This is a genomic window from Meiothermus rufus DSM 22234 (assembly GCF_000423425.1).
Taxonomy (GTDB): domain Bacteria; phylum Deinococcota; class Deinococci; order Deinococcales; family Thermaceae; genus Meiothermus; species Meiothermus rufus.
In genome coordinates, this window is sequence record NZ_AUHY01000052.1 from 1 (window position 1) to 20,048 (window position 20,048).

Below are 20,048 nucleotides of genomic sequence, written 5' to 3' on the forward strand. Positions count from 1 at the left end.
TAGGACCTCCAGCTCCAGGGCCATCTGGCCGACCAAGCGTTCCAGTTCGCGGACGCGGGCCTCTTGTTCTGCGCAGCTATGGGAGAAGGCGGCATGGGCGTTATCCAAGAACGCCCGTTGCCACCTGTAGAGCACGGACTCTGCGACCTCGTGAGCTCGGCAGGCTTCGGCCACGGTCCTTTGACCCGACAAGACCTCCAACACAATTTTTACCTTTTCCTTCGCTGACCACCTGCGCATCTCGCTACCCCTTCAGGCTACACCCCTCGGTCTCTCTCTTGGGGTGGTCCAAATTTGGGGCAGCACTTCATCCAGATTTACCGGGAAAAGTACGAGGCCCTGGCAAGGGAAAGGAGTTTCCACGTCCACCGGGACTGGGAGGAGGGCCTCGAAGACCTCTTTCCCACCCCGAGCAAGGAGGAGGTGGCCGAGGTCTGGACCAAGGCCCGGGCACTGGGCCTGCTCACCCATGAGGCGGGTTACGGCTTCACCGATCGTAGGCAGGGGACTGCAAGAAGACACGTGCTGGGCACTACCCCGGCGGATGCCTTAGCGGCTCTCCGGAAAGACTTCTTCGCCTTCAAGGAGCTGGAAGCCCAGGTGAAGAAGGAAGAAGGTGGACGCCGGCGCGATCCACAGGCACTGGAAGGACTTAAGCTCAGGCTTCCCGAGGTCATCAGCTCGAGGGAGCAAAAGCTGGAAGACGCCTCCTTCAGCGACGAGGATAGGGAGGTATTCCAGCAAGAGCTAGCGGTTTTGCAGCGGTGGCGGGAAGAGCTGGTCGCCCTGCGCCCCAACGCTGGTCAGGATGACTTCCCCACCCTCTAGCGTCATGCTGCACCCCACTGTGTTGGTCGCCTTTCCGGGGCTCGCTGAGGCCCTGGTGCGGGTAGCCGAACCCCTGTGGCTGGAGCGACTGGGGCCCAAAGCGCTGGCCCTCGAGGTCGCGCGCCCGGATTCGCTGGATGGGGCCCTGGTCTCCCTGCTGGCCCAGTCCCGCCAACTGGAACTCCGCCGCAAAGGCTATGAACCCGACCCCGCCCTGACGCTGGCGGTCCTCGCTTCCGGGGATGCAGCGGGCCTACCGGGCTTCGTAGATAGACTAGAACAGAAGATAGGCAATGGGCCCTGGGCCGGGATGGAGCTGCGGTTGCACCTGGTGCTCTTCCTGCGGGAACCCGAGAACCTGGCACACTTCCCGCCGAATCCCGACCACCACCCTCCCACGCGGGTCTGGCCGGTCTCCCGCTGGGCCAGAAACGGCCTCTATTTGCCCAAAGAAGAGCACCTGGCCGTCTGGGTGCAGCACTTCGTGGAGGCCCTAGTAGCCTCCCAGGCCCCGCTCCAACCGGAAAAGGGACGGGACTGGGTGGGGCTTGGCATAGCCCGGCTGGAAATGGAGCAGCCAAACCCCCAAACCCTGGTGCCCATCCTGTGGGAGGCGATTCGGCAGATGGAGCTGGGTGTACCTCCCGAGGTGCCGCCTCCTCCCTCATGGGCCTTCCAGCCGACCCCCCCTCCGGCCCGCCCGGAACGGACAAGCTGCGATGCCCACCCCAATTGGAGTAACCCCAACTGGGATAGGTACCGCCAGGAGCAGCGGGCTGCGGCCAGCCTGGCCGTGGAGCAAGCCCTATTACCCCTCGAGAGCCCCGCTCCCTACGAACTCGGACGCCAGGCTTTGCTGTTGGGCCTGCCTGCTTTACCCAAAAGCCTGGCCCGCCTAAAAAAAGCCCTCCAGCGCGCGGAGGACGAGCGCACGGCGCTTTTAGAAACCCTGGACAAAACCGCCGGGGTGGCCGAGAAGCGGGCCCGCCTTAACCGCCTTCGGGTGCGAATACAGCGGGGAGGCCTGGGGGGGCGTGAGGATCTTCAGCAGGAAATCCGGACGCTGGAAAAAGCGCTGGAGCCGGTGGATCAGGCCCTGGAGGAGGGCAATGTCGCCTTTTTCCTACAGCACGACCCTGAGGCCCAGCAAGCCAGCAGGGAGCTGGCTACCTTGGAAGAGCGGTTCCAGACCAACCGGGAGCGCTGGGAAAAGGAGGTGGATAACCCACCGCCTCCATCCAACCGCCCCAAACGGTGGACGCAGTGGTTCACAAACCGTCTGGGCCCGGCGACCCCACCCGAGTCCGGGTCGGAGACGGCCTCGATTCGCAAGCGGCTCTGCGGCAATGCCTGGCACCTGCTCCAGGAGGCCCATCCCCAGCAAGAGCGCCTCACCCAGCGCCACCTCTTCTTCGGGGAGGTGCTCGACCGCTTCGCTTTGGTCAACAGGTATCTCGAGGCCCTAAAGCGGGAGCAAGAGCGGGCTAAGCGGGCCCTTACCCTGGCTAAGGGGTTTGTTCCCTCCCGCGTTCATCCCGAGGACAACCCCCTGGTCGTGCGTATCCCTCAACACGTCCCCTCCACCCACCCCAAGGTGCGGGCTGCGGCCCACTACCTGGTTAAGGAGGGGGTCCTCGAGGCTTTCTGGGACAACGATCTGAAGGGCTTTGAAAACCGCCTGCGGGAAGTGGCCCAGTGGTTGGCAAAGCGCCTGGGCCCGGTGCAGCTTTCCACCCCGGACGAGGTGCTCTGGTCTACGCTGGTGGTCGCTGGAGCACCCCGGGTGCTGGTGCACAACTGGCCGGAGCACCGCCAGTACGCCTACGTGCTGGGCCCGAACCCCAAGGCGCGGTGGGGGGAGGCCTACGACCAGGAAAGCTGGCTTCCTGGGGAGGGGATCCTGTTTCGGATGGTTTTCCCTTTAGTGCCAGAGCAGTTTTTGGAGGGAACTACCCCACTGACCCCTGAATCGTACGGGGAGGAGAACCCCCCCACATCCCCCGCCCCTCTTGGGGAGGAGGTGTTGATCCGGCATAACCCTCTGCTGGACGAGATATTCAAGTGAAGGAGGCCCTGTGTTTAAGGAAAAAGCCCTGGAAGCGTTCGCAGGTTATGTGCTGGAAAAAAGGCTGTTGCAGGAAACCTCGTTCCACCGCCTACCCCGGTTTGTGGTGGAGTACTTGCTAGCCAAGGCGGGCGGCACGCTCGAGGCGGTGGACAAGGTGCGCCAGAAACTGGAGGAACTCTACCTGGGCCCCGGACACCAGGAGTGGCTCAAAGACCAGCTCCTGCGCCACAAACGCAAGGTGCTCATCGACCGCCTCGAGGTTCGGGTGGACCTCAACACGGGGAGCCACCGGGCCCAGCTCCCCAGCCTGGGCGAGTACCCGGCGGAGGTAGACTACCACCTGCCGGAGCAGCACCCCGGCGTCCTCTACGGCCTTTGGGGCACCTTGGAGCTGGAATACGAAGGGGGGAGAAGCCCGGTAAGGGTCAAGCAGTTTGTCCCCTTCCAGACCAGCCTGAACTCCCTGGAGCCTTTCCTGAAGGGCCGCCAGGCCTTTACCGAGGCGGAGTGGACCGATTTTCTTCTGGCCAGCGTGGGGCTCAACCCCGAGGGGCTAACTCCCAGACAGAAGCTTTTATACCTGGCCCGCCTGGCCCCCCTGGTAGAACCCAACCTGCACCTGATGGAGCTGGGCCCCCGACAGACGGGGAAGACCTACCTGCTGCGCAACCTATCCCCAGAAGCCTTCGTTATCTCTGGGGGCAAGGTCACGCCTGCGGTTCTTTACTATAACCAGCTCACCCGCAAGCCGGGCCTCATCCCCACCTACCAGGTGCTGATCTTTGACGAGGTGGCCCACACCGCCTGGGAAGACCCTTCCATTCTGTCCATTCTCAAGGACTACATGGAGTCGGGCCAGTTCAGCCGCGGGGGCAGAACCCTGACCGCCGAGGCCTCCTTGGTCTTCCTGGGCAACACCGACCGGCCTGAGGTACCCCTCACCCAGGTGCTCCCCCAGGGCCTGCGGGGGGATACCGCCCTCTTGGACCGCATCCATGGGCTTCTGCCGGGCCACGAGTTCCCCAAGATCTCCCCCGAGCTGCTCTACCAGGGGCCGGGGCTGGTGGTGGACTACCTGAGCGCGGCCTTCAAGAAACTTCGCCCCCTCGCCTTTGACCCCCCCCTGGCGCTTCCCAAGGGGCTTACCCAGCGGGATGCCCGGGCGGTGCGCAAGTGGGTATCGGGGCTTTTGAAGCTCCTCTACCCCGGCCGCGACTGGCCAGAAAGCCGGGTGCAGGACCTGGCTGACTTCGCCCTCGAGCTCCGCGAACGGGTCTACCAGGAGATGAGCCACTATAACCCCCTGGAATTCCCCCCGCGCAGGCGGGGGGAACCCGGCCTGGGTTGGGAAGAGCTTTTTACCCTGCTGGACGAGGCCTATCACCCTCTTTTTCGGGCCCTCCAGCAACGCGGAGCACCTCCGCCTAGCGAAGGCCCCGAAGATCTGCCCGGCACCAACGGCGAGATGAGCCAAAGCCTGGCCCGCTGGGGAGACAAACGTCTTCTACCCCAGGGTGTAACGGGCCAGGGGCTGTCGGTAGCGCCCCACACCCTGCCCGATGAGGTGCTGCGCTTCTTGGGCCTACAATGACGCCTATGGAGGTGGTCGAACTTCTCAAACCGGGGGCCTTGTTTCGGGCTCGAGGCCGGGATTACCGTTTGGAGCGCAAAGAGGGGGAGCTTCTCTTTGCCCGCACGGTGGACAGCGAGGAAGAAGCCCTCTTCTATCTGCCTTTGGAAGGGTCCAGCCTAAAACTGACCACCCTGGGCTACCCGCCCGAATCCCCCGGGGACCCCGCCCTCCACGACCTGCTCCTGCGAGCCCTTACCCTGAGCGCCCTGCACGCCGACGCCCCCTTTTTAGCCTTGCAGCGTTCCCGGGTGGTCCCGGCCAACTACCAGCTAGTTCCTTTGCTGATGGCTTTGCGGCAGCCCAAGGTGCGGCTGCTTATCGCCGATGATGTGGGCCTGGGCAAGACCATCGAGGCGGGCCTGATCGTCAAGGAGCTGCTGGTGCGCAGCAAGGCCCGCCGGGTGCTGGTCCTGGCCCCGGCGCACCTGCTGGCCCAGTGGCAGGAGGCTTTGCGCCGCTTCTTTCATCTGGATTTTGTGGTGCTCTCCGGGAGCCACCTCAAGCGTCTGGCCCGCACCCTGCCCCCAGGGGCCAACCCCTGGAGCATGCACGACCTGGTGGTGGCCAGCATAGACTACGCGAAACAGGATGGGATCCGTCCCCAGGTGCTCTTCCAGGACTGGGATCTGGTTCTGGTGGATGAGGCCCATATGGCCGCCCGCCCGCCTACCGAGAAGGGCAGCCAGATGGAGCGGTTCCGCCTGGTGCGGGAGCTGGCGAGGCGGGTCCCCCACCTCCTCCTGGCCACGGCCACCCCCCATAACGGCTACACCGAGAGTTTTTACAGCCTGCTCGAGCACCTGGACCAGGCGGGCCTGGGCCTCTTCAAGGAGGGGGCCCTGGACCGGGAAGCCGCCAAAAAACACGTGGTGCAGCGGCGGCGTCGGGATGTGGAGGACTGGTTCCGCCGCGAGGGAAAAAGAAGCCCCTTTCCCCAGCGGGAAGCCAAAGAGGTAGCAGTGGAGCCGAGCCGCGCCGAGGTGGAGCTCTTTGAGGCGGTGCGCCGTTACCAGGCCGAGGTGTTTGACCCCGATCCGGCCAAGGTGCCCCAGCTTGGGCGGTGGCTGGCCCTGCACCTGATGCGCCGGGCCACCAGCTCCCCCAAAGCCCTCGAGAAGAGCCTCAAGCGGCGGATCGCGGCCCTGGAGACCCTGGTGGCGGGGCCTCCTACCCAGGAAGGCCTGGCCGCCCTCTTGGATACCGCTCCCGAGCGCCTTCTGCCCGAGGAAGCGGAGGTGAGCCTCGAGCTCTCCTTAGCCGATGCGGCCCGGGTCCAGGCCGAGAAAGCCTACCTGGAGACCCTGCTGCAACACCTCAAACGAAGCCGCCGGGATAGCAAATTCGAGACCCTGATCGAGCTGCTAAAGGACCCTTTGCGCATGGGGGAGGGGCGGGTCCTGGTCTTCACCCGCTACAAAGACACCTTAGAACACCTTGTGCAGAGCTTGCCGGAAGCCCTTGCACAGCCGGTTTTTGGGGTGCATGGCGAGATGAGCGAGCGCAACCGGGAGGAGGTGCTTCTGGCCTTTGCCCAGCAGAAGCAGGCGGTGCTGGTGGCCACCGATGTGTTTTCAGAGGGGCTCAACCTCCAGCATTACGCCGCCCGGCTGGTGCACTACGACCTGCCCTGGAACCCCAACCGCCTAGAGCAGCGCAATGGGCGCATAGACCGCTTCGGCCAGCCCGAACCCACGGTCCGCCTGCGCACCTTGTACTACCAGCGCTCTTTTGATGTGGCGGTGTTCAAGCTTCTGCTGGAGAAGGCCGAGCGGATCCGCCGGGAGATGGGGGTGGTGCCGGCTTTCTTCGGGGACGAAGGGTACCTGCGGCAGAGCCTCGAGGCCCTCTGGACCCAGGACTGGCGGGGGGAACGGCTGGGCCAGGCGGGTCTTTTCCAAGAGGCCGAGGAAGCCTCTATGGCCCAGCGGGTGGTGCAGGAAGGCTTCTACGGCCACAGCGAGTTCAGCCTGCCCGATGTGGAACGGCGCTTGCAAGAGGCCGTGGACAGAATAGGGGGTCATCAATCGCTGGAAAGCTTTGTGCTGGATGGGCTTCGCTACCTGGGCTGGCAGATCCAGGGGCAGGGCCCCTACACCGCCCATCAGGGGGCGGGGGAGGCGATACCGGGACTCGAGCCCACCTTCGGCCCCTTCAGCTTCGACCCCGAGGCCCCTTTGGGGGTGGAGGTACTGGACCTGGCCCACCCGGTGGTCGAGCACCTGGTGGCCCACCTGCGCTTCCGGGCCTACCGGGATCTGGATGGGGCCCGCACCGCCTTCCTGACGGTGGCGGCGGCCACCCCACCGGTGGCCTTCTACCACTACCGGGCCCGGTTTCTGGGCCCCCAGGGGGAGGCGATGGAGCATCAGTTCCGCAAAGCCCTTCGCCTGCTGGATGGAAAGGAGCTTTCCCCGCAGGAGGCCGAAGACTTGTGGAGGCGGCGGGAAAAAACAGCCCCATTCCTCAGCAAGGAGCAGATGCGCGACCTGGCCCGCACGGCCCTCCAGGCCCCCCTGGAGGCGATGGGGGAAAAAGGCGCCCTGGAGGCGCTGGAAAAGCTCAGGCAGGAGCGTACAGCTTTGCGGGGCGACCTGGAGCGGGCCTACGGAAGCTTGCCGGAGGCTTTCCAGGAGCTGGACAGGCTGGAATTTTTGGGGCAAGAATTGCTGGCAGTAACGGTGTTGGTAGGCCGCAACCGATAGGAGCAGCACATGTTCTACAGCGTCCGCATCTCCGGCGGTCTTCTGACCGAGGAATTTCTCTCCAGTCTAACCCGCCCCGAAGCCCTGAAGGAAGTGGGCCTTTCGCTAGAGGAGCTGGAGGAAAAGTTCCTGGCCCTCTTCAGCCTGTACGAACGGGTGCGCCCGCTCGAGTTCCCCGATGTCTCCCAGGCCCGGGAGTCATGGCTGATCCCTTTTTTCCGGGTCTTGGGCTTTGATCCGGTGTACAACCGGGCCCACCTCCAGGTGGAGGAGCAGACTTTTCCCATAAGCCACCTAGGCTGGAACCAGGAGGAGGCCCCCCCGTTGCACCTGGTGTTGCAGGACCTGGATGAGAAGCCCACCCACCGGGGCAAAAGCCCCCACGGACTGCTCCAGGCCTACCTGAACCTGCACCCGGAGCAGGCCTGGGGGGTGGTGGCCAACCCCCGTGAGGTGCGTTTGTTGGGCAGGTACTACCATGTTTCCACCCCCGGCTACGTGGCCTTCTACCCAGGCGAGCTCTTTGAGGCTCCCCGCCAGGCGGCCCTGAGGGAGTTTCAGGTCCTCTATCTGTTGCTTTCGCAGAGCCGCTTTCAGCAGACCCAGGGCGAAGCCCCCCTGGACCGCTACCGCCGCCTGGCCCGCGAGGTGGGGGTGCGGGCCAAGGATGCCCTGAAAAAAGGCGTGGTGCGGGCCCTCGAGGTCCTGGGCAACGCCTTCTTGAGCGAGGAGCTGCGGGCTTTGTGCCAGAGTCCCGAGCGCCTGCAGGCCTACCACCAGGAGGTTTTGCGCCTGGTCTACCGCCTGCTCTTTTTGTTCTACGCCGAGCAGCGCGCGCTGATACCGCACGAAGGGCAGCTATCCTGGGTCTACGAGCGGGAGTATAGCCTGCTGGCCCTGCGGGAGCGGGCGGCCCGGCTGCGCTTCCAGCGCGATGACCAGACCGATTTGTGGGCCAAGCTGCTGCTCACCTTCCGGCTGGTGCACGAAGGGGACGAGGCCCTGGGGGTGCCCGCCCTGAACGGGGAGCTCTTTGCCCCCGAGGCCATCGCCACCCTCACCCAGCGGGGCCGTTCACCCAAAAACAGCGAGCTGCTGGAGGCCATACGCTACCTAGCTTTTGTGGAGCGGGAAGGGGCGTTGGAGCGGGTGAACTACCGAGACCTCGAGGTCGAAGAGATAGGCCATGTATACGAAGAAATCCTGGCCCTTTCGCCCCGCCTGGTGGAGGGCCGCTACAGCCTGGAGAGCCATCTGCTGGAGCGCAAGTCCTCGGGCAGCTACTACACCCCCCGCGAGCTGGTGCAGCTAGTGGTGCAAGAAGCGCTGGCCCCGGTGCTGGAAGAGCGATTGAAAGCCGCCGGTGAGGATCTCGAGGCCCAGGTCAGTGCCTTGCTCTCCCTGCGGGTCATTGACCCCGCCATGGGCTCGGGGGCCTTCCTGATCTCGGCTTTGGAGTACCTGGCCCAGCGGCTGGCCGAGCTGCGACAAAAGGCCAACCCCCAGTCCGAGTTTGCCCGGCTCTACGAGGAAGCCCGGCACGAGGTGGCCGCCCGCTGCATATACGGCGTAGACCTCAACCCCATGGCGGTAGAGCTGGCCAAGCTTTCTCTGTGGATTGCCGCCGCGGCCCGGGGCCGCCCCCTCTCTTTCCTGGACCACCACCTCAAGGTGGGCAACTCTCTGGTGGGGGCTCCCCGCGACTTTCTGGAAATGGGCATTCCCAAGGAGGCCTACAAGCGCGAGGGCGTGCCAGCCGAGGTGGTGAAAGGCCTGAGCTTTACCAAGAAGCCCGGCAAAACCCCCCTGGCCCTGGACAACCCACCCCCACCCCCGCCCCTCGACTACGAAGAAAAAAGTGTGCAGGACGTAGAGAAAAAGCGCCGCCTGTACACCCAGTGGCGCCAGAGCGAAGCCGTGCAGAAGTGGGAGCGCCTGGCCGACTACTGGGTGGCCGCTTTTTTCCTGCGCCCCACCCCCGCCGTGCGCCTCCCCGACGCCCAGGGCCTCAACTGGCTGGCCCAGCAGGCCCACGCCAGCCTGGCCCAGTGGGAAAACTCCACCTACCTCTCCCCCCCTACCCTGGCCGCCATCCAAACCGCCCAGCGCCGCCACCGCTTCTTCCACTGGTGGCTGGAGTTCCCGGAGGTGATGGGGCAAGGCGGGTTTGATGTGGTCCTGGGGAACCCGCCGTGGGAACAGCTGCAGTTTGATGACAGGGAGTTTTTCATCACACGTCCCGACATTGCCGAAGCCCCCAACATGGCCAAACGAAAAGCGATGATTGAGCGGCTTCGCCTAGAGGATCCCACTCTTTGGCAGGCTTACGCTGAAGCACAGGCGGATGTTAAGTCGTCTCAGGCATACATTCACTACAGCAACCGCTTCCCTCTGACCAGTTATGGGCGGATAAACCTTGCACCCCTTTTCGCCGAGCTGTCCCGCCAACTCTTAAATGTGAAGGGACGCGCTGGACTTATTGTCCCTACGGAAATTGCTACAGGGGCCTTCAACCAGCATTTCTTCGCAGATGTGGTGGCAAAGGGGGAACTCGCCGCCCTCTACGACTTCGAGAACCGCGAGGGGATCTTTCCTGGGGTGCATCGCTCCTACAAGTTCAGCATCCTGGTCCTGCGGGGCCAGGGGTCGCCCGAACCCGCCTGGTTCAGCTTCTTCGCCACCCGAACCGAGCACCTCGAGGACCCCAGCCGGGTCTTCAGCCTGGCCCCCAAGGACTTCGCCCTGCTCAACCCCAACACCAAGACCTGTCCGGTCTTCCGCACCCGCAGCGACGCCGAGTTGACCAAGCAGATCTACCAGCGGGTGCCGGTTTTGTGGAAAGAGGAGCCGGAGGAGAACCCCTGGGGGGTGCGGTTTCTCCTCATGTTCATGATGAATACCGACTCTAATCTCTTCCGCACCCAGAAAGAACTAGAGGTCCAGGGCTTCCAATTGGAAGGAAACCGCTTCATAAGGGGGAAGGAAGTCTACCTGCCCCTCTACGAGGCCAAGCTCATCTGGCACTTTGACCACCGCTTCGCCACCTACAACGGGGCCGACATCAGGGATATGACCCCCGCCGAGCACGCCAGCCCTGAGGCGCTGCCGCTGCCGCGCTACTGGGTGCCGCAGAAGGAGGTGGAGGAGCGCCTGGTGCTGCGCGATCGCAAGGGTGAGGTCATCTGGAGATGGGAGCGGGACTGGCTGATGGGGTGGAGGGACATCGCACGGTCTACCGATGAACGCACCTTCATCGCCTCCGTCTTTCCAAGGGTGGGTGCAGGGGATACCTACCTTCAAATGCTGCCCGCAAGGCCTGCCGATGAGGTCGCCTTGCTGCTTGGCAACCTCAGCAGCCTGGTCTTCGACTATTCGGTTCGTCAGAAAGCCGGAGGAACACACCTCAAGTACCACGTCACAAAGCAGCTCCCCGTCCTCCCCCCCTCGGCCTACCAAGCGGGGGACCTGCGGTTCATCGTCCCCCGTGTGCTCGAGCTCACCTACACCGCCTGGGACCTGGCCCCCTTCGCCCAGGACCTCTGGGAGGAGGCCGATGAAGAGCTGCGCGAGCTGCTCCAGCGGCAGTGGGAAGCCAACGGCGGTCACCCGCCTAACCGGCCCTCCTGGTTAGAGTCCGCCTACCCCTTCCCGCCCTTCCGCTGGGACGAGGAGCGCCGCGCCCTGCTGCGGGCCGAGCTGGACGCCTACTACGCCCGGCTTTATGGCCTAAACCGCAAGCAGCTCCGCTACATCCTAGACCCCAAGGACCTCACCGAGAAGGAGCTTTCGGACATCCTCTCCGACCACGAGGAGGTGGAAGACCCCCTGGACGAGCGGGCCTACCGCAAGCGGGTGCAGGCAAGCCGCTTCCCTGGGGAGACCTTCCGGGTGCTCAAGGACAAGGACATCCGGCGCTACGGGGAGTACCGCACCCGCAGGCTGGTGCTGCAGGCCTGGGAGAGGCTTTGGTAGAGTAGTCGGCAAATCATGGAAACTAAATGGCCTTTGGGGACTCGGTTCCGTCTACAGCACAAAGATAAGGAGATTGAGGTCGTTGTTGGGGAATCCGCGGATGGAGTACAAAGCTTTACAGACCAGTCGCCTTTAGGGAAGGCCCTTGAAGGCTGGCTGCGTAACCCCTCTGCGGACATCCGCGTAAGCACCCCAAGAGGCGAGGTGCACTACCAGCTTCTTGCCTATCAGCTACCGGCAGGCCCTTGGATTGAAAACAGCCCAACCCTCTGGGATGCCATGCGTATTTTTGGACCCGAAGTAGCCGCCGTGAACCTCCAGAAAGCCCTTAGATTGCAGGCAAAACTCCAGTCTTTGGGTGTACAGGTGCAAGGAATAATCGACCTCGAGACGGCCAAGTGGCTGGTGGCCTTCAAGGAGTCCCCGGCAGATGCCCCTGAGCCGGACTCTCGAGTACCTCCCGAATACCGCATAGAGTACCACATGCACAGGCTTGAGCAGGGTAACTGTGGGTCGGCTGCCATAATAGCAAGGACCAAAAGAAAAGATCTGAAAGATCCCTTCGGTGCCCTTTCATTTGTCCGTACTTGGAAAGACAGGATAGGTGAAACATGCCGCCCGGCCCTTCTCAACGTTGGAATAGGAGCTATATCCGATATTTGGAATGGTTACCATTCCGACGATAAAGGGTTGCTCCAGGAGGCCCTGGAGTTTGGCAAAGAAGCGCTAAGGATAGAGAAAAACCCGTATACCTACTGTGCGCTTCAAAGCATTTACAGGGCTTTGGACCAGGATGAGGAGGCCGATAGGTGCATTCAACTGGCCGAAGCACGTGGGAAGCCTTGCCAGCAGAATCGCCACGGAATTCGGCGGATCTACGATACAGGAAACCAGGGTGGGCATTCCCCGGACGAGCGGGATGAGCTACCTTTTTGATTCTTGCGGAGTGGGTCAAAAACCTGGGGCTATGTTCAGATCCCTGGCTAGCATAGACATATGCCCGTTTGCTTGAAGGAACTGCCCCGCTGGCTCGAGCCCCAGGTCTGGTTTACCCAGGTCCTACCCCGTGTGGTGGGGGGCGAGAGCCTCGACTGGAGCGAGACCGAGGCCGATCCCAAGACCCTGGAGCCACTTCTAGCCCCCATCAAAGCCCTGAACCTTCCCCCCGAGGAGCTGAGGGTGCGCCTGGGTTTCCCCACCATGCCAGCGGCGCTGCACCATACGGTGGCCGCCCTGATGGGGCTTGAATCCCCCGCGCTTTCCGGAGGGCCTACCCCTCGCGACCCCTTCGGCCAGCTGCACAGCATCCGGGAGAGTTTCCGGGGGTATGCCGAGAGCTTTGTGGCACCCCGCAACCCCCGGATTGCCGAGTACCTCCAAAAAGGCATTGAGGAAGCCGACCTCCTCTGGCGCGAGCCTTTTATCGCCCAAAAAAGGCGCTACCGGCTGGGCAAAAGCGTGGACGGGCTCATCCGCGAGGGCCTTCTGCCCGAGGAGATCCGGCCCCTTTTGCGGCGCAGCCCGGAGGACTTCCAGGACCGCACCCCCTTCCACCCCTACCTCCACCAGGAAGAGGCCCTGCGGGCGGCCCTAGCCGGGGAAAGCTTTGTGGTGGCCACAGGCACGGGCTCGGGCAAGAGCCTGGCCTTCGGCATGCCCATCCTGGCCTACGCCCTACAGGAGAGGCGGCCTGGGATCAAGGCGGTCATCGTCTACCCCATGAACGCCCTGGCCAACTCCCAGTACCGGGACTTCGCCCTGCGGCTCCATGGCTCGGGCCTGCGCATCGCCCTCTACAACGGCGAGACCCCCTTCACCCAGGAAGAGGGCCAGGCCCTACGGGAGCGCATCGCCCTCGAGCGCCCCGTAAGCGACGCGGAGGTGATGAGCCGCCAGGAAATCCGCGCCCACCCTCCCGACATCCTCATGACCAACTACGTGCAGCTCGAGCTTTTGCTCACCCGGGGGGAGGATCGCTACCTCTTCCCCCCAGAGCACCGGGGGCTGCTGCGCTACCTGGTCTTGGACGAGGTGCACACCTACGCGGGCCTACGGGGGGCGGATGTGGCCCTGCTCATCCGCCGCCTACGGCAGCATACCGGCACCACCCAAAGCCTCCAGGTCATCGGCACCTCGGCCACCGTGGACCGGGGAGAGGAGGCCATCCGCCGCTTCGCGGAAAACCTCTTTGGCGCATCGGTGGCCCGGGTCATCGGGGAGACCCTCGAGGATCCCCCTCCCCTGAACCTTTCCCAGCTTCCGGAAGACCTCCAGGAGGCGGTGGCCGGGCGCGAGGAGCGGGTGCGCCGGGTGGTCCTCTTCCTGGAACAGGCCCTGGCCCAGCCCAAGACCCTAAGCGAGCTGGCCCAGGGGCTCGTCGAGGCCGAAGGCGTCCCCCAGGACCAGGCCCGGGACGAGGTGGCCCTGGCCCTCCGGGTGGGGGCGGCCACGGGGTACCTGGTCCCCCGCATCCATGCCTTCTACGCCCAGGCCCCCGACCTCACCGCCACCTTAGACCTGCAAAGCCTCTCCCTCAAAGGGGAGCGCTTCTTGGAGGGCAAACCGGCTTACCCCTTGGTGTTCTGCCGCAACTGTGGGCAGGAGTACCTGGTGGCGCGCCTGGATAAAGCCTTTCTGCCTGGCCCGTCGCTTTTGAGCCCCTTCGATGCCCAGGTGCGCTACCTGCGCCCCGGGTTTTGGGATATGGAGAAAGAACCCCTGCCCGAGGACTGGCTGGAAAATGGCCGGGTTAAGCCAGCAAAACAGGCCCTGCTGCCCAGCAACCTGCGCCTCGACCCCTTCACAGGCCAGCAGGATGAGGGCAGGGGGGTGCCGGTGGCGGTGGTGCCGTATCCTTTCAGTTTCTGCCCCACCTGCCAGGTAGCCCACACCCGTAGGGGAGGGGAGATCCGCAAGCTGGCGGCCTTTGGCCTGGTGGGCCGTTCCACCGCCACCGATATCCTCACCCTTTCCACCCTGGCCAGCCTCCCCAACCAGGAACGCAAGATGATCGTCTTTACCGACAACCGCCAGGACGCCGAGTTCCAGGCCGGGCACTTCCAGGACCTCTTCCGCAAGGTGCTCTTCCGCCAGACCACGATAGAAATCCTGCGGGAGGGCCCTATTCACCTGAGCGTGCTGGGGGATCGGGTCTTTGAGGTCTGGAAAAAGAGCGATCCGCGGCAGGAGCTAAGCGAACTCTACGATATCGGCGCGCCCGAGGGCCAGGCCTTCCGCCGGCTGCTCGCCCTGGCGGCCATCCAGGAGGCCGCCCGCAACACCCAGCCCAACCTGAAGAACCTCGAGGCCGCGGGCCTGGTGCAATACACCTACCGGCACCTAGACGAGGTGTGCGAGGACCCGCGGGTCTGGGGGGGGCTGGGGGGCGCCCCGGAAGCCCGCCGGGACTACCTGCAAGGGCTTCTAGACCTGATGCGCCGCCGGGGGGCCATTGCCCACGAGTTCTTCAACCCCTGGCGTTTCCGCTTCGAGATCGAGGAAAAACTGGCCGCCTACCCCCAGGAGATCTTTGTGGAAGCGGTGGGTTCGGCGGTGGTGCTGGAAACCCGCACCCCTCAGACCCCGCGCTCTGGCCACACTTTCCGCCTGGTGGGGGAGCGGCGCCCAAGCCTGTTCGAAAGCTGGACTATGGGGGCCCTCGACCTGGCCCGCGAAGGGGCCCAAGCCCTGCTCAAGCGGGTAGTGCAGGCCCTGAAGGAGCATAGGGTGCTCCAAACCGCCAGCCTACCAGCCTGGGGCAAGGGAGAGGTGGCAGGCCTGGTGCTGAACCCCAACGCTATCTTGATCAAAAAAACCGAAGGCCGCTACTTGATCTGCCCTCGCAGCACCTACACGGGCTTTCTCTATCACCTGTATCGCTCCCCGGAGTACCCCACCCAACTGCTAGAGGAGCGGGAGGTACACCCCTTCTACCAAGCCCTTTACCGGGTGCGGGTTTTCCCCGTACCCCTCGAGGCCCGCGCCCATTCGGGTCAGGTGCCGGGGGAGGAGCGGCGCAAGCTGGAAGAGCGTTTCCGCGACCCCAAAGACCCCCTGAGCGCCCTGGTGGCCACCCCTACCCTGGAAATGGGGATCGACATCGGGGCCCTTTCGTCGGTCTTCTTGCGCAACATTCCCCCCTCCCCCGCCAGCTATGCCCAGCGCTCAGGCCGGGCTGGGCGCAAGGGGCAGCCGGCCCTCATCCAGGCCTTCTCGGGCGCCTTCGGGCACGACCAGTACTTCTACCGCTATCCGGAGAAGATGGTCCGGGGCAGCATCCAGGCACCGCGCTTTCTGCTGGACAACCCCCGCTTGATCCGGGCCCACATCCGGGCTTTGGTGCTGGAGGTACTGGCCCAGAAAGCGGGTTTTTCCCTACCCGCCAAGGTAGGTCAGGCCGTGGACTACGAGGATCAAGCCCAGTTCTACCCGCTCAGAGCCGCTTTCCGCCAGGGGCTCGCCGAAGAGCTTCGGGCCTGCCAGACCGATATAGAAGCGGCGGTACAGGAGGCCTTCAACCAGGAGATCAAACGCTACCCCTGGCTAAGCCCGGCCACCATCAGCCAAACCGTGCGGGGCTTCCTGGAAGAACTCGATCAGGAGATGGTTCCCTGGCGCGAGGAGTACCACGATGCGCAAGCCCGCTATGGGGAGTACGCTACCCGCCTCAAGCACATGCCCCCCAAGCACCACCAAAGAGAAGAGATCCAAAAGGAGGTGCAGAAGGCCGACGAGCAACGCACTCACCTGATAGACCTGGACCTCAGGGGCTACCTGGGCAGCCGGGGCTTCCTGCCCAACTACGCCTTTGCCCGAGCTGGAACCTGGGCCGAGATCCTTACGCCCAAGGAGGTTCGGCGGATCGAGCGCCCGCCCTTTACGGCCCTCACCGAGTTGGCTCCCGGCAATACCCTCTACTACGGCTCGCGACGTTATAGCCTCGAGCGGGCGGGTTTTTTACCCAAGGAATCTTCCCTGGAGAAAGGCAAGCGGTGCACTTGCGGTCATATCGAAACCCAGGGCCTGCGCTGTCGGGCCTGTGGCCGGGATCTAAGCCAAGAAGTGACTGAGGTGCGGCTCATACCGCCGCCGGTGGTGCTGGGTCTACCCAAAAGGCGCATCTCCAGCGAGGAGGAGGAGCGCTCGCGTCTCGGTTACGAGGTGGAATGGGACTGGCGACCCAAAGACCCCCAGACGCTCCAGGCCGATTCGCTACGGCTTTTCTACGAGCACAACGCCGAGGTGGTGGCCCTCAATAAGGGGCCGCGTTCTTGGTTCTTGGACGAAGAGGAAGACAACCCCTTGCGGGGGGGCTTTGTTCTTTGTAAGCGGTGCCGCCGCTTTCTTCTCACCGAAAAAGAGCTGGAGGAGCACCCCTGGCAAGACAGCAAGGAAGGGCGCTGCACCATGGGGGGTACCGCGAGCGACCTTTTACCCAACCTGCTGATCCAGGCCAGGGCCGAAAGCGATGTGCTGGCGCTGGAGATACCCAGGCCCTTAGATCTGGATGGACCCGCCGTGGACGCTTTCTACAAGAGCGTGCTGTCCGCCTTCCGCAAAGCAGCCCTAATTACCCTGGAACTGGCGGACGACGAGCTTATCGGCTTTCTTCAGCCTACCCCTGAGCCCAGGCTTCCCTACCGGGTGGTGCTGGTGGAAGGGCAGGAAGGGGGCTTGGGAGCCTTGGCGGCTTTGGCCAACTGGCCCGGGGCAGAGGAAACGCACCCCTTCCACGAGCTGGTGGAGGTGGCCCTGCGCCTGATGCACGCTGAGGAGGAAGGCTGCGAAAAGGCTTGCTACGACTGCCTCATGGACTATAGCAACCAGTGGGATCACCCTTTGCTGGACCGCACCCTGGTGCTGCCTTTTTTCCACAAGCTAAAAGGCCTCGAGTTCAAGCCTGCAGAAAAGGACCCAACCCATCTGGATGGGCTTCTGGCCCAGTGCGAGAGCGATCTCGAGCGGCGTTGGCTGTTAGAAGCCCACCGCCGGGGTGTGCCCCTGCCACAAAGAGCGCAGTACACCTTTCCCCTGAGGGAGACCTTCACTCGCTTTGATTTTTATTACGATCAGGGCTTGGGGATCTACGTAGATGGGCCACCCCATCAGGAGGATGAGCGTCGCCAAAAAGACCGGCAACTTCGCACCCAGCTTACCCTTCTGGGGATGCCCTTCGTGGTTTTCCAGGAGGGAGAGGCTTGGGACGAGCCCTTCCGAGAGCTGGCCGGGCTGCTGACGCGCAAAGATACCAGCCCCGACCTGTGGGCGGAAGCCCTGGCGCTGGTGGATCCAGCCTACCGCCCTCTCCTCGAGGGACTTAAAGCCATGGGGCTCACGCCGCCTACCGAGGTGGGGGAGGACCTGGTGGCGGAGGGGCGCATCGTGGGCCAGAGCATCGCCCGCTGGGGCGAAAAGCGCCTGGTACCCGAGGGCCTTGAGGCCCTCGGGTACCCGGTCAAACCCGACGCGCCCTTGGAGGCGGTAGCAGCATACTTGAAAGCGTGAGGAGGTGCCTATGAACGCCGCCATCGCGGACTCTTTTTATAAAAGTCTTTCCAAGCTCACCAGTGAGGAGCAGAACCGGGTGCGGGAAAGCGTCTTCCTCTTCCTGCAGAACCCTAAACATCCAAGCCTCAAGACGCACAAGCTGGGAAAGCTTAAGACCAAAGGGTTCTGGTCCGCCTACGTCAACATGGATTTGCGCATTATCCTCTACGAACAGGCCGAGGGGGGCTGGATCCTCGCCTACACAGGCCACCACGACGACGCCTATCGCTGGGCCGAAACCCACCAGTTGGAGGTCCACCCCAGGACGGGTGTGCTCCAGATTTTCCGCGTGGTGGAAGAAAAGAGGGTGGTGCTCCGGGAGGTCCGCCCCCTTTTCAACTACCCCGAGGACTACCTCCTGGACCTGGGCGTGCCCCCCTCCTACATCAAGCCCCTGCTTCTTGTGGAGACCGAGGACCAGTTTTCGGATCTCATCTCCGGCCTTCCCCAGGACGTGCAGGAGAGGCTTCTAGACCTCTATACAGGTAAAACGGTGGTGCCCCCTCCCAAGGTGAGCACCCTCGAGGATCTGGCCCAGCATCCCCTCACGCGGCAACATCTCCAGTTCATCCAGAACCTGGACGAGCTGCGCCGGGCTTTGTCCTACCCCTGGGAGCGGTGGATGGTCTTCCTGCATCCGGCCCAGCAGGAAGCGGTTGAGCGCACCTTTCAAGGCCCCGCACGGGTCACCGGGCCAGCGGGAACCGGGAAGACGGTGGTGGCCCTCCACCGGGCAGCCACCCTGGCCCGCCGCTACCCGGAGGCACCCATTCTCCTCACCTCCTTTAACCGCTTTCTATCTTCCCGCCTACAAGCTGGCTTGCGCCTCCTGATGGGAGAGATACCGCCCAACCTCACCGTGGAAAACCTGCATAGCCTGGCATGGCGCCTCCACAACCACCATCCAGGCCAGGCGCGGATCATCACCGAGAAACGCTATAAACCCTGGCTCCTGGAGGCCGGGCAGGGTCTCGGCCAGGACGCAGCCTTCCTCCTTTCTGAGTTTGCCTTCGTGGACGCCTGGGGCCTTTACACCTGGGAGGCTTACCGGGCCTTCCCCCGCACCGGCCGGGGCGTACCCCTAACCGCCCGCGAGCGCCTCAAGCTCTTTGAGGTCTTCCAGAAGGTGTGGGCCCGTATGGAGGCCGAGGGCTTCCTGACCTTCAACGGCTTGGCCCATCGTCTGCGCGCCAAGGCTGCGGCCGGGGAGTTGCCCCGCTTCCGGGCGGTAGTGGTGGACGAAGCTCAGGACCTGGGGCCCGCCGAGATCCTGCTTATTCGATCCCTTGCCGACGAAGCGCCGGATAATCTCTTCTTCGCCTTGGATCCAGCCCAGCGCATTTACACAGCGCCCCTTTCCTGGCAAGCTTTAGGCCTCGAGATCCGGGGGCGATCGATCCGGCTCAAGGTAAACTACCGCACCACCCGGGAAGTGGCCGGGGTCGCGGAAAAGGTTCTACCTCCCACCGTGGAAGGCGAGGTTCGCGAAGTACTATCCATTCTTAAAGGCCCCGACCCCGAGGTGCGGGGCTTCGCCGACCAGAATGCCTGCACGGCAGAGCTGATTCGCTGGACGCGCTGGCTTTTAGATCAAGGGCTTCGCGCTGAGGAAATCTGTGTTCTGACCCGAATGAAAAATTTAGCCAATGCGCTCAGGGAGGCTCTTAAGCAAGCCTCTATCCCGGTCACCCTACTTCAAGAGGCAGAAGACACCCGCGAAGGGCTTCGCCTGGGGGCGGTTCACGGCGTAAAAGGCCTGGAGTTCAGGGCAGTGGCGGTCTTTGGAGCCAACCGGAATCTTTTCCCCCTGGAGTCCCAACTGCGCCAGGCGCCCTCCGAGCTAGACCGAGAAGCCCTCCTGAACCAGGAGCGCAACCTCCTCTACGTGGCCCTTTCGCGAGCCAGGGAGCGGCTTTGGGTGGGATACTGGGGCGAGCCCAGCTTTTTCCTCGAGCAGCTGAATTCCCGGGTTAGCGCTACGCTTCGGTGACTCGGTATCGGAATACTTGGCTAGTTTGCCCCACCCCCTATCGGAATACTTGGCCATTTCACGCTCGAGGTATCGGAATACTTGGCCAAATAGGAGTTACGCAGTTGCAGTTGACTGGACATTCTTCTGTGTGCTAGGAGGAGAGTGCTTAGCCAAGCTTCTCCAAAGGGGGTGATGCCCATGAACCCACCGAAGTGCGATGACCTGGACTACATCCACTTTCTCATCGCCGCTCAGCGGGTCTTCACCTGTACCGAGGCCGCTCGCTGTAGTCCAAAGGAGAAGAGCCCTCCCGCCCATGATGCCTTT

Annotated in this window: 9 protein-coding genes and 1 pseudogene; 9 read left to right on the plus strand and 1 reads right to left on the minus strand. The window is 63.6% G+C overall.

Annotation, left to right across the window (positions count from 1 at the left end; translation table 11 throughout):
* A partial coding sequence (locus G552_RS0110110; protein ID WP_027882929.1) for a transposase occupies window positions 1–240 on the minus strand: 240 nt, incomplete at its 3' end.
* Window positions 241–294: 54 nt separating this feature from the next.
* Here G552_RS0110110 and G552_RS0110115 point away from each other — a divergent pair.
* From G552_RS0110115 to G552_RS16320, 9 genes and pseudogenes are all read left to right on the plus strand, one after another.
* Window positions 295–828 carry a hypothetical protein gene (locus G552_RS0110115; RefSeq protein ID WP_027882930.1) on the plus strand — a complete coding sequence of 178 codons (534 nt, stop codon included), beginning with the start codon at window positions 295–297 and terminating at the stop codon, window positions 826–828.
* Between the two features lie 4 nt (window positions 829–832).
* On the plus strand, window positions 833–2,893 hold the full coding sequence (locus tag G552_RS0110120; RefSeq protein ID WP_027882931.1) for a hypothetical protein: 2,061 nt from the start codon (window positions 833–835) through the stop codon (window positions 2,891–2,893).
* A gap of 10 nt (window positions 2,894–2,903) precedes the next feature.
* Window positions 2,904–4,487, plus strand: coding sequence for a BREX system Lon protease-like protein BrxL (gene brxL, locus G552_RS0110125; RefSeq protein ID WP_036270639.1), 1,584 nt, complete (start codon window positions 2,904–2,906; stop codon window positions 4,485–4,487).
* 5 nt (window positions 4,488–4,492) lie between these two features.
* Window positions 4,493–7,231 (plus strand): helicase-related protein, encoded by a 2,739-nt coding sequence (locus G552_RS0110130; RefSeq protein WP_245575174.1) that lies wholly within the window; start codon window positions 4,493–4,495, stop codon window positions 7,229–7,231.
* 9 nt (window positions 7,232–7,240) lie between these two features.
* Window positions 7,241–11,203 carry an Eco57I restriction-modification methylase domain-containing protein gene (locus G552_RS0110135; protein ID WP_027882934.1) on the plus strand — a complete coding sequence of 1,321 codons (3,963 nt, stop codon included), beginning with the start codon at window positions 7,241–7,243 and terminating at the stop codon, window positions 11,201–11,203.
* A 204-nt stretch (window positions 11,204–11,407) separates the two neighbouring features.
* Window positions 11,408–12,139 carry a hypothetical protein gene (locus tag G552_RS0110140; RefSeq protein ID WP_156890725.1) on the plus strand — a complete coding sequence of 244 codons (732 nt, stop codon included), beginning with the start codon at window positions 11,408–11,410 and terminating at the stop codon, window positions 12,137–12,139.
* A 60-nt stretch (window positions 12,140–12,199) separates the two neighbouring features.
* A complete protein-coding gene (locus tag G552_RS0110145; protein WP_027882936.1) occupies window positions 12,200–17,707 on the plus strand; it encodes a DEAD/DEAH box helicase in 5,508 nt (1,835 codons plus the stop codon).
* 10 nt (window positions 17,708–17,717) lie between these two features.
* Window positions 17,718–19,739, plus strand: coding sequence for a 3'-5' exonuclease (locus G552_RS15225; RefSeq protein ID WP_036270643.1), 2,022 nt, complete (start codon window positions 17,718–17,720; stop codon window positions 19,737–19,739).
* Between the two features lie 144 nt (window positions 19,740–19,883).
* A pseudogene (locus G552_RS16320) lies at window positions 19,884–20,048 on the plus strand (IS701 family transposase); the annotation flags it as partial.